Below are 13,266 nucleotides of genomic sequence, written 5' to 3' on the forward strand. Positions count from 1 at the left end.
CTCGCGTGCGCGGGCTACTTCTTGTTCTTCCACTCCGCGAGCGCCTTGGACACCTGGTCGCGGAAGAAGAAGTTCTTGTCCTTCTGGCCCAAATCCCACGCGAGCTGCGCGGACTTGCGGGCCTCGGCGTAGTTGCCCAGGCGCGCGAGGATGTCGGCGCGAATCCACTGGTTGAACCAGGTGGACTGGATGGCGACGGACGCATCCGCCTGCTTCAGCGCGGCGGGGTAGTCCTTCTGCGTGTCGGCCAGGTAACGGGCCGCGTTGGCGAGCATGCGCGAGGAGCTGTCCACCGTCGCCTGGATGCTGGCCTTCGCGTGCGCGGTGGAGTCCACCTTGATGGGCACGGAGACGCGCAGCTTCTCCCACTCCATGTCGAGCGACGTCGAGTCATCCGTGGTGTCGGAGAAGAGGAACGCCAGCCGCTCGCGGCTCGGAATTTCCGTGGTGGTGGCATCCACGGTGGCCACGTCGTTGGAGGCCACGTACGGAGCGGGCGTCGACCACAGGCCCAGCTCCTTGTTGAGCATCACCTTCCACCCCTTCGCCGAGGGCAGGGTGACGATGGAGTACGTGCCCGCGGGGACGGCCTTGCCGCCGAACGTCACGTCACGGCTGAAGGTGATTTTGGTGGCCGCGTTGGCACCGGTGCGCCACGGCTTGTCGAGGGGCACCAGGTCGCCCCAGACTTTGCGGCCCTTCACTCCGGGGCTGGAATAGTCGATGGAGATGTCGGTGACACCCACCCGCTGCATCACCTTCGCGGAGGGGCTGGCGGCGGGGAGCTCGAGCTGGGCCTCCGCGGGCGTGGCCGCCAGCACCACGAGCGCGGAGAGAAGACATCCAAGGGCCAGGTTCTTCATCGTCCTCACTTCGTCCTTTCTCGACCGGTGGGGTCGAAGAGCGGGCGGAGTGTAGCGATGCGAACTGGCCCTTCCAGACTTTCGACGTGGCCCGGCGCGTCACCAGCCCTTCACACCGCCGCCTCCTGGCTTCGCGGTGCCCGCGTCATGCGTGCCGGCATCCGCGGAGCCGGAGCCGCCCGTGCCCTCGTTGCTGCTGGCGCGGTCCTCCGTGTTCTTGTTGCCCTGGTTGCAGCCCGTGGCGCCTCCGACCAGCGCGCCGCCCATCACCAGCACCTGGAACAGCTTCCGGTAGTCCATGTCCGGCCCGAACCTTTCCGGCGGCGGATTGCCCCGCACGCCCCTGGGAGAAGACACCACCCTACCCCGGAGGCGGGGCTCGCGGCGCCTGCCCGCACGTGCGAAGCGCGGACGTGGACACTCGGCTCGAAAGAGGTGTTTCCCCTCCATGCCGGGGTGGCCATGCTGCGAGCACGATGAAGCTGACGAGGCTCGTGGTCCACCACTACCGAAGCGTCACCCCCGGCACCGAGCTGGTGTTCAGCCCTTCGCTCAACCTCGTGTTGGGAGAGAACGGCACCGGGAGGACCACGCTGCTGGAGCTCATCTCCACCGTCGTCGGCTCGGACTTCTCCGGCCTCGTCCATGAGGCGTTCTCCCTCGAATACGACCTGACTTTTCCGGGGATGAAGCTCCACGTCTACGTGCGCAACGAGCAGACCGCCGTCGCGCCGGACCCGAACGAGCCGCCGCGCAAGGGCGCCGAGCTGCTGCCGCTGCGCACTCCGCAGACGGGCACGTCGGGGCTCCACCCCCGCATCGAGGTGGAGCTGCGGCTCACGTCTCCCGCCGCGCGGCTGGTGATGCGCGCGGATGAGGCGGGCATCGACTGCAAGGTGGACGGAGAGGCCTCGTGGTCTCGCACCATGCACTGGTCGCTGCTGGACCGCTCGGTGTGGACGCTGCTCTTCATGACGGCGCAGTACATCGACCGCGACATGAAGGAGCGGCTCAAGGACTTGCTCCGTCGCACCTTCCTGCTCGCGCCGCAGCGGTTCGACGAGGCGCTCGGGATGTTCGAGCGCATCGGCAACATCCGCTACGCGATGGAGGCGCGGGATGGAGAAGTCTTCCCGCTGGGGCTGATGGCGCTGCCCACATGGATGCCGGCCTGGCTGCGCGAGCAGGTGGAGCGCGAGGCCCCGCCGGACGTGCTGGAGCTGCGGCATGACGCGATGGAGCGGAGCTTCCTGTCGCGCTTCGTGTCCCTCGCCGGCTTCAAGGCGGGGACGTTCCGCGTGGAGGTGCAGGAGAAGCGCTCCTTCGAGAACGGCGGGCGCGTGGGCTTCGGCGGCTTCGGCTTCCACTTCACGCGCGCGGACGGCGGAGGGCTCTCCCACGCGGAGCTGGGCTTCGGGCAGAAGCGGCTCTTGTCCTTCCTCTACTACCTGGATGTGAACGAGGACTTCGCGATTGCCGACGAGCTGGCCAACGGCCTGCACCCGCGCTGGGTGGAGGCGTGCATGCGGGAGGTGGGAACGCGGCAGGTGTTCCTCGCCAGCCAGAACCCGCTGCCCTTCGAGCACGTGCTGTTCTCTTCCGCGGAGGAGCTGCGCTCGTCCCTGCTGCTCTGTAGCGCGGGGACGTGGGCCAACCCCACGTGGGCGGCCGCGGGACAGCTCTTCGATGCGTACAAGCTGGGCGCGCGGCCGCTGGGAGCGCTGCTGCGAGAGCAGGGGCTGTGGTGATTAGAAGTGCCCGGCGCGCGCGGCGTCGAAGTCCACCCGGTGCTTCATGTAGAGGGTGTCCAGCATGTGATTGCTGATGGGGTTGAGGTTGCCGTCGGTGAAGCGGTGCACCACGGCGCCCTTGCCCGCGTCCTTGATGAAGGCGAGCGGGTCCACGCTGCCGCCGAGGCCGGTGAGCGTGGGCACGGCATCGGCATTGTTGACGTAGTGCACGTACTGGGGCCCATCCGGGTAGCGTGTCGACGCGGCGCCGAAGGTCTCCACCTTCAGCTTGCTCATGAGCTGCTCGGTCTGGGCCTGGGACATGCCGTCCTCGATGCGCAGCCGGCGCTGCACGTCGAAGAGGGCGCGCGCGGTGATGAGGCCGCCCTGGCTGTAGCCCATGAGGTGGACTTCACGCCCGGCCTTGAGCTCGCCGTAGACGGTGTCCGCGAGCGTGTCCACGGCGGGGTTGGTTCCCTTGTCGAGCTTGTCCGTCACGCACTGGGCCAGGTCCGTCACCAGTCCCTGGGTGGCGTTGTGGATGCCGATGACGCGCGCGTCGGCGGTGTCGGCAATGGACTGCATCTCCTGCAGCTGCCCCTGCATGGGGGTCATGATGCCGTTGACGTAGAGGATGGTCTTCGACGGGTTCGGATTGTCGAGCGGCGTGACGGCGGGAATGTCCTTGAGCGGGGTACCGGGAGGGAAGGACTGGCCCTTGGCGCCGACGAACTTCCCGTCGCTCATGCGGTCCGGCTTCGCGTCACCGCCGAAGATGCGGCGCAATTCGCTGAGGTGCGTGGCCTCGAAGACGTCCGCGCCCATCTTCACGAAGCGGGGGATGTCGGCGATGCCCTCCTTCGCGGCCTCCACCACCGAGCCGAGCAGGTTCTTCTGCGCCGTCGCGGTGCTGCGCGCCGGAGTGGGGACAGAGAGGTTGCGGCTGCGGTCGATGGGGCTCATGGGGGGACCTCCGGCCCATGGGGGCGATGGGCTTGCCCACCATTGTCTACCAATCCGGAATGAAGTTGCGCGCCCGGGGGCCGGAAGCGTTGGAGGTGCTTGTTAACGTGAAGCGTCAACACCCGGCGGTGAGGGGGCGCCAGAACCGGGAGTATCCGTGATGACCCTTCGTGGCGCTGTCTCGCTGTGGCTGGTGTTGCTGCTGACGGGGTGCTCGACCTCGCGCGTGGTGCGGCTGGAGACGGGACAGGGCCGGCCGCTGGAGTACGTCCCGCCCTCGACGAACAGGTCCGTCCCGGTGGACGAGGACGCATTCGAGGAGGCCCTGGCGCGACTGGTGCTGGAGGTGCCGCTGTCCATTCGCGCGTCTCAGGCGGGCTGGCTGGTGCGGACCTCTGCCTCGGACGGATTCGCGGCAGCGGACAGGGCGTGGCAGCTCTCGCTGCGCAAGGACTACGGGCGTTGGTGCCGGGCATACGAAGCACCAGGAGACTGCCTCTCGCTGCTCGAAGAGGGCCTGGGCTTCACGTCTATGGACAGGCTGGCGCTGGCGCTCGGCCTGTCGCTGGACCCCATGCACGCGAGCATCGCCGAGGCGCTGGAGGACACCTTCAACCCCACGTTCTTCAAGGTGGTGGTGGTGTCCGCCCTCGTCACCTGGGCGGTGCTGGCCGCGAACCCGGAGCCGGTGTTCACCAAGGCGGCGGCGGTGCTGAGCGTGCTCATGCTCGCGTACCTGGGAATCGATTCGTTCCTGGAGGTGGTGCGGGCGTGCTGGGAGCTGAAGAAGGCGAGCGACAAGGCCACCACGTTCCAGGAGCTGCATGTCGCGGGAGAGCGCTTCGGCGGGGTGATGGGGAAGGAGGGTGCTCGCATCTTCGTGCTGGCCACGACGATGCTGGTGAGCCGGGGCACCGTCGGGAGCGCGACGTGGCTGGCGACGAGGCTGCCCCAATTGCCCCGCTTCACCGAGGCAGCGGCGCTGGCCGCGAGCCAGTTGGGGTTGAGGCTGGAGGCCGCGGGCGCGGTGACGTCCGTGGCGGTGGTGGAAGGGAACCTCGTCATCACCCTGGCACCGAATGCGGTCGCCATGGCGGCCATGGGCTCTGGTGGCGGACACCCTGGCGTGAAGGTGCTGCCCTCGGGTGGCCCGGGGGAATGGGTGCAGGCCTCGGAATCGATGCCTGAGAGTGCCCGTGCCTACCAGGAGAAGGTGACGGGCGCTCCCAGAGGTTGGGTCTACCGGGTCAAGGTGGATGGTGATGAGGTGGACTTCGACGGCTTCAACCCGAAGGAAGGCGTGCTGCTGGAGGCCAAGGGGCCCAACCTGGCCAAGTTCTTCGACGGAGAATTGGACGCGAAGTGGTTTTTCAAGGGCGCAAACAAGTTCATTCTTCAGGCCAATCGGCAGCTCAGCGCCGCCAACGGCATGCGCGTCCGATGGGTCATCGCAGAGAAGAAATTCGCGGACGCGTTACGCAAGCTGTTCAGTCAAAGCGGTGTCAAAGGCGTCGAAATCAGTCACGTTCCTCCGTGAGGACTTCACGACGAAATGCTCGAGACCTACTACTCGGCCTGCTACTGGCCGCCCCGCCACGAAACCGTTGAGGCGTGCGCTCGACGCGCGGAGGATTTCTTTCGTCGAATTGGGCCGCTGGAGCCGACCTGGAACCGGTGGCACGAACCAGGGAGTTCCTTTGCGAAGGCCCGCGAGCGACAGGTCGAGCTGGATGCCGAAGCCTTCATGAGGCGCTTCCTGAAAAAGAAGAACCGGGTTGGCAAGGATGGGTTCCAATATTGGCTCTGGGCAGGTGACAACCCGAAGGAAACATCCGGTGCCACCGGCTTTTGCGGCTCGGACAATCGGTGGCTGCAACCAGTCTGTCTGCTCAAGACTCCTAGTCGGGGAGTTGTCATGGAGAGGGTCCTGACCGCGCCTGTACTGACTGAAGTGGTGCGCGCCATGGCCCTCGCCTGGGACCCGGAATGTGGTATCGCCACCTCCGACCTCCACCGCGATTCAACCTGGCAGGAACCTGCAGTAGGCACCTTCACCGGCTGGGTGACGTACTTCTCCCGCGAGCGAGGCACGGTGCCTCCCCTCCCCGCCCCGGTGCGCATCGAGCCCGTGGAGGACAAGGGCACCCTCGTCATCCTCACCCCTGAGCGCTTCACCGCCTCCAACCCGGAGCACGTCGCCCTCGCCGCGCGCGTGCAGGAGCTGCTCGACCGCGCGGGCCTGCTCCGCCCTATGCATCCACCCACGGCGAAGTAGCGCGGGCAGGAGAACGGAGTCCTCCCGCCCGCACCGGCTCAGCACCTCAGTGCCTCAGCACCCCGCCCCGGTGATTCCGGACGCCTCGCACCCGAGCAGGCCTCCCTGGATGGGGATGGGCGTCACCGCGCCGTTGTATTCGAGCCGCGAGCGCTCGAACCACTGCGCCCGAATCCACCGTCCATCCTTCGTCTGGAAGTCCAATTCCTTGGAGATGGGATACCCGAGCACGCCCACCCCCTTCGCGTTGAAGTAGTCCCGGAACGAACCGCACACCCACTTGCCGCCGCCCGCGAACGGGCCGACGAGCGTGCAGTTCGACGCGGGCTGCGACTGCCCCGGGGTCCAGTCATCCGGGTTGATGCCATACTTCTCGCGCGCGAGCTGGCTGCCGATGGAGCCCAGCATCACCTGCGAGCCCGCCGCCTGCTCGGGGTGGTACTCCAACCGGTGCCGCTGGAACCACTGCTGCCAGAGGATGCGCCCGGTGCGCGTGTCCACGCCGCAGTCCTCCTCGCCAATCGGATAGCCGAACACGGCCAGCCCGCCCCTCGAGTCATACGTGCTCAGGAACAACCCGCGCACCGTCTTCCCCGTCTCGGGGAACGCCCGCGACGGAGTCGTCGACGGCTGCCGCGCGCACTCGCCCCAGCCCGTGTTCGCGTCGCCCGCGTTGTACACATTGGAGTTGTTGGCGAACGCCTGCCGCACCGCGGGGTAGCGCGCCAACGACTGCTGCGGCCACGCACCGTCGTTCCACGTGTACCAGACGGCGCCGATGAGGTCGTGGTTGGTACCGCCCCCGTTCCACGAGTTGATGTCGGTGAGCGCCGCGCCGATGAAGCTCGCCACGTTGCTCTCGGTGGAGGAGCCCTCCACGTTCGCCGCCCACTCGGACAGCAGCACCGGCACCTGCGAGTAGCCCAGGGCGTCAATCCACTTGAGCGTGTTCTGGTAGCCCAGCCCCGCGCCCGTGGTGCCCTTGCGGAACGTCTCCAGGCCCACGCTCGAATTGCTCACGCCCCCCGCGTACGCGTGGATGGCGATGCCGTCCACCTCCACCGGCTGCAGGTTGTAGAGCAGCCCCGTGAGGTAGTCCTTGCCGGAGGTGTAGACCTCGGAGGTGAAGTCCGTCGCGTTGGGCGACACGCCGCCCACGAAGACGGCGTCATTCTGGTGCCCCGACGTGCCCCGGATGAGCGCCCGCGCGGACCGGTAGACGTCCCCGTAGACGTGGTACGGAATCGTCCCGCCGGGGAAGCCCAGCGCCTCGCCCTTCATGTTCATCTCGTTGCCGATGATCCACGTGTGCACCGCGCCGTTGTTTGGCGCGGAGAGGACGCGGCGGATGTAGTCGAGGTAGCACTCCTTGTGGGTACCGCCGGGCGTGGTGATGTCGCTGCCTGCGCGAGCGCTCGGGTCCGGCGAGAGGTAGCAGCGCCCCCACGAGCCGTTGCTGCTCGTCCCGCCCTCCCACGGAATGGTGGCGCCGGCCACCGCCGCGCCCTGCGGGTTGATGTTGCCGCCGCCGCGCGCGTAGTCCACGCGCAGCACAGGGGTGAAGCCCTGCCCCGCCGCGGTGGCCAGCTCCCCCACGAGCCCGCCAATCCAGTTCACATCGGTGCTGTAGGACTCCTTCACAATCCAGCCCTTGCGCCCGGGGAACATCGCATTCAGCGCGCCCAGGTTGTTGGCGATGTCGGGCGAGTGGACGCCCAGCATCACCGGCGAGCGCGGCGCCGGATAGTTGCCGCGCGTCGCGCCGATGGCCGCGGTGGAGACCGCCACGTCCGCGGATGCCCGCGTGTCTTCGGCCGGAGACTGGGGACCGCATGCGCTCGTCACCACCAGCGTCGCGCCCGCGAGCGATGGCTTGAGGAATGATTTCATGTGCGTGCTCTCCGCGAGCGGACGCGCGTGAAGGTGGCGTCCCGGCCCGCAGGTCGAAGTAGCTCCGCACTGGACAAGGAAGTCAAAGCTTACAGGCCTGTCCCAAAAGTGAAGGAGACGTCTGTCTCAACACAGCTCACCCTCTGAGCAAGCGGACGGAACTTCTTCGCGCCTGAGAATGTCTGAGGGCCGCGTGATGCAACCGAGATGGAGTCGACATGCAATTGCGACACACGGCCTGGCTCCTGCTGGCCGTCCTTGGCTGTGCGACGAGCAGCGCCCCCACGAAGCTCGCGGCCACGGAGGGGCACGCGCTGCCCTTCATCGAGGATGACTACGGGGCCGCGCTCCGCGAGGCGCGAGAGAAACACCTGCCCCTGTTCGTGGAGGCGTGGGCGCCCTGGTGCCAATCCTGCCGCTACATGCGCGCGACGGTGCTGAAGGATGCGTCCCTCCGCCCCCACGCGGACCGCTTCGTCTGGCTGGCAATGGATACGGACAAGTCCGGCAACGAAGCCTTCCTCCGGCGCTTCCCCATCGACACGTGGCCCACAGGAGCTGAAGGCCACTCCCGACGCGCCCAACGTCCAGAAGCAACTGCGCACGTTGCAGGCCACACTCGACGTCGTGCGTGCACAGGGCAAGGAGTGACCAGCGATTCGCCATCCCTCGGCATGAGGCGCCCCAGGCATGAGCGGCGCCTCGGGCCTTCCCAGGTCAGTGCGAGGCCGGCGGTGACGGCTCGTGCTCCTCCACCGGGCCCACCTTCTGCTCCACGCGCTTGCGCATGAGCCGCTTCGTCGCCATCTCCTCCTCCTCGGTGCGCTGGCGCCGGCGCACCAGCCCCTGCGTCTCGTCCACGAACCAGAACACCACCCGGAAGAACGCGGCGATGACGGTGACGAGCAGCGACGACAGGAGCCACCGCAGCACCGCGCCCGGCCAGCCGCCCACCGTCACGTCGATGGCGTACGTCCCCGTCAGCGGCACCAGGGCGAAGGCCACGTAGTGCGACACGCAATAGGGACACGACACCAGGTACCCGAACCACGTGTCCTTCCCCCCCAGCCGCTCGCGCAGGGGCGCGAAGATGCGCTCCCTGGCGATGGTCTGCGACACCCCCATCACCACGGCGGAGACGGCGAAGAGCTGGAAGGCATCCACCATTCGCCAAAGGTGGAGATGACGCGGGAGGTAAGAAGGAGCACACCCTCCTTCCGAGGGCCTGTCCGCCTGCCCGCCCTCCCCGGCCTCCACGCGTTGGCCGCTCAACAGCCGGAAGAGACTTCCCCAAGGCACCCTGAAAAAACTTCCGACTACCGGCCCTAAGCACCCCGAGGCGTTTGTGCAAACCCGCGTATCCACTCGGAAACGCTGCCTGCCGGGCGTGGCACACGCATTGCGATAGGCCACCCCCGTCCGCAGTCGAGCGGTCCCCCGAGATTCGTTCTCTTTTCCCCGAGAGACACCATGCAGACCACCAACGCCTTCTCCGCCTCCCCCGACTCTCTCTCCACGTACCTCTCGGAGATCAACCGCTACCCGCTGCTGACACAGGCGCAGGAGCAGGAGCTGTCGCGCCGCTTCCGCGCGGGGGACCTCGCCGCGGGCCACCAGCTCGTCACGGCCAACCTGCGCTTCGTGGTGAAGGTGGCCTACGAGTACCGCTCCTACGGCCTGAAGATGTCCGACCTCATCCAGGAGGCGAACATCGGCCTGATGAAGGCCGTGCAGAAGTTCGACCCGGACAAGGGCATCCGACTCATCTCCTACGCGGTGTGGTGGATTCGCGCGTACATCCAGAACTGCATCCTCAAGAACTGGAGCCTGGTGAAGCTCGGCACCACGCAGGCGCAGCGCCGGCTGTTCTTCAGCCTGGCCCGCACGCGCCGCGAGCTGGAGAAGCTGGGCGCCGGCGAGGGCCACATCGTCAACGCCGAGGAGATTGCCCGGAAGCTCAACGTGAAGGCCTCCGAGGTGCGCGAGATGGAGCAGCGCATGGGCGGCCGTGACCTCTCGCTCGACGCGCCCATGGGCGAGGACGGCGACGCCACGCACCTGGACTTCGTCGAGTCCGAGTCCGCCTCCGCGGTGGACGAGGTGGCCGACAAGCAGCAGGCGGACCTCACCCGCGAGTTGGTGCAGCGCGCCCTGCGCCGCCTGGACCCGCGCGAGCGCTTCATCATCGAGCAGCGCGTCATGGGCGACGCGGAGATGACCCTCAGCGAGCTGGGCGAGCACTTCGGCTTCTCCCGCGAGCGCGCCCGCCAGCTCGAGATTCGCGCCAAGGACAAGCTCAAGGCCGCGCTCGCCACGCTGATGGCCGAGGCCGGCGTGGACGAGGCCACCCTCGCCGCCTGAGCCGCGACCCCAGCTCCTCGCAGTGACTCCGAGCCAGCGTGCCCATGCGAGTGGGCGCCCTGGCTCGCGGTGTATTCAGGCCGCGCCCTTCACCACGCTGACGCCGCGCCGTCTCGCCGTGACGCGCCAGGCTCGCGGCCCCGCGCGCCGCGGCGGGGGCGTGGCTTCAGCGAGGAGGCCCCTCCAGTTTGCTCAGCGCCTGCGCCGCGGCCCGGCGCGAACCACACCTGTCACTTCCGCCGTCGGGCCCATGCTCAGCCAGCTCCCGCAGCGGCTCGCGGGCCTCTTCCACGGACAACCCTCCGAGCGTCCGCGCCGCCGCGGCACGCACCGGGCACTCCGGGTGGCCCAGCAGCTCCACCAACCGCGACACCGCCTCGGGGTGTCCCGCCTCCGCGCCCGCGCGATAGTCCTCCACGGCCAGGCGCGGCTCCCCCAGCACCTCGCGAAGGCGGCCCCGGAGGAAGGCGCGAACGCCCACGTCCTCTTCCTGACCGAGCAGCGCCTCCACCTCGCGCGCCTTCGTGTCCCGCTCCGTTTCGGGTAGGCGTGCCAGGGCCTCGAGCGCGACCTCCGCCCTCGAGGGCCAGAGCCACGCGAGCACCGCCCCCAGCGGAGCCGCCAGCAGCCCCAGCACGAGCGCCACCCGCCCCGCCTGCTTCCACGTCACGTCGCGCACCCGCCGCGTGAATCCGCGCAGCACCAGCGACGCCTGCGCCGCCCGGCGGAGCGCCTCGCCGCGCCAGCCGACGCCGCCCCGTGACGCACCTTCACCGGGCATGAGGGCCCGCGCACGGAACACACGCACACCTTCGGGAAGGGCCTCGGGGTCGAGGGGACCCACGCTCTCGGCGGGCAGGCGCGCCCTGTCCATCACCAGCCAGGTGGACTCGGTGAGGAACACGCCGCCGTCGACGAGGGCCTCCTGGAGCCGGCCCGCCAGGTCCACCGGCGCACCGCAGACGTCGTCCGGCTCCAGCCACACCTCGCCGGTGCTCACCACCTGCCGCAGCGAGAACCGCACGGGTCGGGCCGCGTGCGCGACGTCACGCGCGCGAAGTGCCTGCACCTCCAGTGCGCACAGGACGGCGTCAGTAGGCGACGGGAAGGTGACCAGGAACGCGCCGCCGCGCACGGTGTACACCCGACCTCCACGGGCGCGACACGTCGGCACCACGCACCAGGCATGCGCGTCGCGCAGCCGCCGCTCTTCGTCAAACGTGAGAGGGCGGTCATGCGTCACGTCATGCACGACGCGCGTGAGGAGGATGGCGAGGTTGGCGGTCTTCACTCCGGCTGGTGACGCGCGAGCGGGTGAGCTGTGACACACGCGCGCATCGCGAGCTCGCGACAGCCGAATGTCAGCCTCCGGATCAATATTCATCACGCGGCCCCATGACCCTTTTCTTTCAGGGTCAAGCGTTGAAGTGCCATCCGTACGGCGACTCACACCCTCGAGCGTTCCCCGCTTTCGATCAGCCCCGGACCTGCTGACCGGATTCGCGATGGGAACCGTAGGCCGCGATGTCCATCTCTCGTGAAACCTTCTGGAATGTCTGGCAATGCCATAGCGAGTATCTCTACGGCCAGAGCCTCTGTCTGATGAATGGAAACCGCGCGGACGCGGACGACGCGTTCAGCATGGCGATGCTTCGCGCGTGCGAGTCGGTGCATCGGCAGGGTCCCCAGGTCACCAACGCGAAGGCGTGGCTGGGCGCGGTGCTGCGCAACGTCTGCCTGGACGTGCACCGTGGCCGCCGCCGCTTTCGCGATGACTCCAACGAAGACGAGGACGAGCCGATGGACCGGCTCGCCACCCTCGAGTCGCCCGTCCTCTCGCCGGAGATGAACCTGCTGCGCGACGAGCTGGACTCCCGCCTCTGGGAGCACGTCCAGGCGCTGCCGATGACGCTGCGCGAGCCCTTCGTCATGCGCTTCGTACACGACATGCCCTACTGCGACATCGCCGAGGAGTTGGGGCTGACGAACTGCAACGTCCGCAAGCGCATCCAGCTCGCGTACCGCGCGCTGCGCGACGTGCTGGGCGACCTGAAGCCGGAAGCGCGGCGTACCCAACGCGGCCTTCGCAAAGGGCGGGCCGAGGCATTTTGAACGTCCCGCGTTGAAGCTCCGCCTGTCCCAGGGCAACCACCCGCCTGCCCGCGCTGGCGTCCACGCCAGCGGGCAAGCGGGCATTGCCATCATGGTCAGGCACCCGGTGCGGGCACACACGACGGGCGCGGACGTCTTTGCGCCGCGGCCCGGCGCAGCTCCAGCGCCAGCGCGCCGCGCCCGAGGCGGCACAGCCGCTCCAGGCCCAGCCAATCGCCAGCATGCAGATGCGTGTGGACGTGCGGGAGGAGCCCGTCTCGAGCACATGAGCGGGCTCAGGCGGCCGTCACCGATGCCGCCCGAACCCTTGAAGACCTCTCCGCGGAGCGGCTAGCTACGCGGCGGGACGTCGATCGGAACGGAGCCCTGCGCGCGGCCCGAGACGGCGTTGAAGAGGAACACCTGCAGGCGCGTGGCCGCCACATCCTTCGGCAACGTGACGTAGAGGTTGACGCTCTTCCGCTCCGGCACCGCGCCGCCCGTGAAGAACTTGAAGTACTGAAACGAGGGCGGCTGCTGCGGCTCGTAGTCGATGAGGTAGACGCCTGGGGCGGTCTGCTTCTGCACGTCCGTGACCAGCGCCGCCTTGTCGTAGGACTGTGGATAGAGGTTCAGGAATGCATCGAGGCGCGATGCGGTGGCATCCACCTCGGCGGCGGACGCGCCGAAGCCCGTCACGGACGCCACGATGTTCGCACGGAGGAAGTAGATGACGGGCGCGAACTCCCTGGAGCCGTAGTAGCAGACCTCGCCAATCGTCTCGCTGCGCCTCATCGTGGGCATCTGGTACCGCTCGAGCTGGCTCGCCAGGCCCACGCTGGCGGCGGCGGCGCTGTCGTACTCGTCGATCTGCACGTACAGCGCCTGGGACTTGTCCTGCGTGTTCTGCCAGACAGCCCGCGAGGGGCGCGGCGTGGCGAGCGGATTCGCATCGAGATGCTCGATGAGCTTCCAGTTGTCGCCAGGCGACTCGAACGCCGCCTGCATGCCGTACAGCAACAGGCCCCCCGTCAAGGGAGGCGTCGAGGTGAGGTCGTCGTTGATGCTGGACTGCGATTGGGTCGTGGACATG

The 13,266-nt window shown here is 68.2% G+C and carries 13 protein-coding genes; 6 read left to right on the forward strand and 7 right to left on the reverse strand.

What is annotated here, in order from left to right:
- Positions 1-14: 14 nt before the first annotated feature.
- Positions 15-863 (reverse strand): DUF2911 domain-containing protein, encoded by an 849-nt coding sequence (locus ACVTJA_RS43115; protein ID WP_465829453.1) that lies wholly within the window; start codon positions 861-863, stop codon positions 15-17.
- A 99-nt stretch (positions 864-962) separates the two neighbouring features.
- Positions 963-1,163: a hypothetical protein gene (locus tag ACVTJA_RS43120; protein ID WP_465829455.1), complete on the reverse strand. Its 201-nt coding sequence runs from the start codon at positions 1,161-1,163 to the stop codon at positions 963-965.
- Positions 1,164-1,339: 176 nt separating this feature from the next.
- Between ACVTJA_RS43120 and ACVTJA_RS43125 the strand changes: the two genes are divergently transcribed.
- The gene (locus ACVTJA_RS43125; protein ID WP_465829456.1) at positions 1,340-2,611 is read left to right on the forward strand and encodes an AAA family ATPase; all 1,272 of its coding nucleotides are present in this window, start codon (positions 1,340-1,342) and stop codon (positions 2,609-2,611) included.
- On the opposite strand, the gene ACVTJA_RS43130 is transcribed toward ACVTJA_RS43125, so the two are convergent.
- Positions 2,612-3,556, reverse strand: coding sequence for a hypothetical protein (locus ACVTJA_RS43130; RefSeq protein WP_465829458.1), 945 nt, complete (start codon positions 3,554-3,556; stop codon positions 2,612-2,614).
- Positions 3,557-3,716: 160 nt separating this feature from the next.
- On the opposite strand from ACVTJA_RS43130, the gene ACVTJA_RS43135 reads away from it, so the two are divergent.
- Together ACVTJA_RS43135 and ACVTJA_RS43140 are read left to right on the forward strand one after the other, a co-directional pair.
- Positions 3,717-5,093: a restriction endonuclease fold toxin 5 domain-containing protein gene (locus ACVTJA_RS43135; protein WP_465840656.1), complete on the forward strand. Its 1,377-nt coding sequence runs from the start codon at positions 3,717-3,719 to the stop codon at positions 5,091-5,093.
- 15 nt (positions 5,094-5,108) lie between these two features.
- The gene (locus tag ACVTJA_RS43140; RefSeq protein ID WP_465829460.1) at positions 5,109-5,831 is read left to right on the forward strand and encodes an immunity 52 family protein; all 723 of its coding nucleotides are present in this window, start codon (positions 5,109-5,111) and stop codon (positions 5,829-5,831) included.
- A 54-nt stretch (positions 5,832-5,885) separates the two neighbouring features.
- Here the strand turns inward: ACVTJA_RS43140 and ACVTJA_RS43145 are convergent, their stop codons facing one another.
- Complete coding sequence (locus ACVTJA_RS43145; protein ID WP_465829462.1) at positions 5,886-7,721, reverse strand: hypothetical protein; 1,836 nt, start codon at positions 7,719-7,721, stop codon at positions 5,886-5,888.
- 218 nt (positions 7,722-7,939) lie between these two features.
- Between ACVTJA_RS43145 and ACVTJA_RS43150 the strand changes: the two genes are divergently transcribed.
- Entirely contained in the window at positions 7,940-8,512 is a 573-nt protein-coding gene (locus ACVTJA_RS43150; protein WP_465829464.1) for a thioredoxin family protein, read from the forward strand.
- Here ACVTJA_RS43150 and ACVTJA_RS43155 read toward each other — a convergent pair.
- Complete coding sequence (locus ACVTJA_RS43155) at positions 8,439-8,888, reverse strand: hypothetical protein (protein ID WP_465829465.1); 450 nt, start codon at positions 8,886-8,888, stop codon at positions 8,439-8,441. The two genes, ACVTJA_RS43150 and ACVTJA_RS43155, sit on opposite strands and share 74 nt — an antisense overlap.
- 303 nt (positions 8,889-9,191) lie before the next feature.
- Here ACVTJA_RS43155 and ACVTJA_RS43160 point away from each other — a divergent pair, with 303 nt between their 5' ends.
- A complete protein-coding gene (locus ACVTJA_RS43160) occupies positions 9,192-10,082 on the forward strand; it encodes an RNA polymerase factor sigma-32 (RefSeq protein ID WP_465829467.1) in 891 nt (296 codons plus the stop codon).
- A gap of 166 nt (positions 10,083-10,248) precedes the next feature.
- On the opposite strand, the gene ACVTJA_RS43165 is transcribed toward ACVTJA_RS43160, so the two are convergent.
- A complete protein-coding gene (locus tag ACVTJA_RS43165; protein WP_465829469.1) occupies positions 10,249-11,373 on the reverse strand; it encodes a HEAT repeat domain-containing protein in 1,125 nt (374 codons plus the stop codon).
- 233 nt (positions 11,374-11,606) lie between these two features.
- On the opposite strand from ACVTJA_RS43165, the gene ACVTJA_RS43170 reads away from it, so the two are divergent.
- Positions 11,607-12,194, forward strand: coding sequence for an RNA polymerase sigma factor (locus ACVTJA_RS43170; RefSeq protein WP_465829471.1), 588 nt, complete (start codon positions 11,607-11,609; stop codon positions 12,192-12,194).
- Positions 12,195-12,524: 330 nt separating this feature from the next.
- Here the strand turns inward: ACVTJA_RS43170 and ACVTJA_RS43175 are convergent, their stop codons facing one another.
- Positions 12,525-13,265, reverse strand: a complete 741-nt coding sequence (locus ACVTJA_RS43175) for a hypothetical protein (RefSeq protein ID WP_465829473.1) — start codon at positions 13,263-13,265, stop codon at positions 12,525-12,527.
- Between the last annotated feature and the right edge of the window lies 1 nt (position 13,266).

Source organism: Pyxidicoccus sp. M6 (assembly GCF_055568925.1).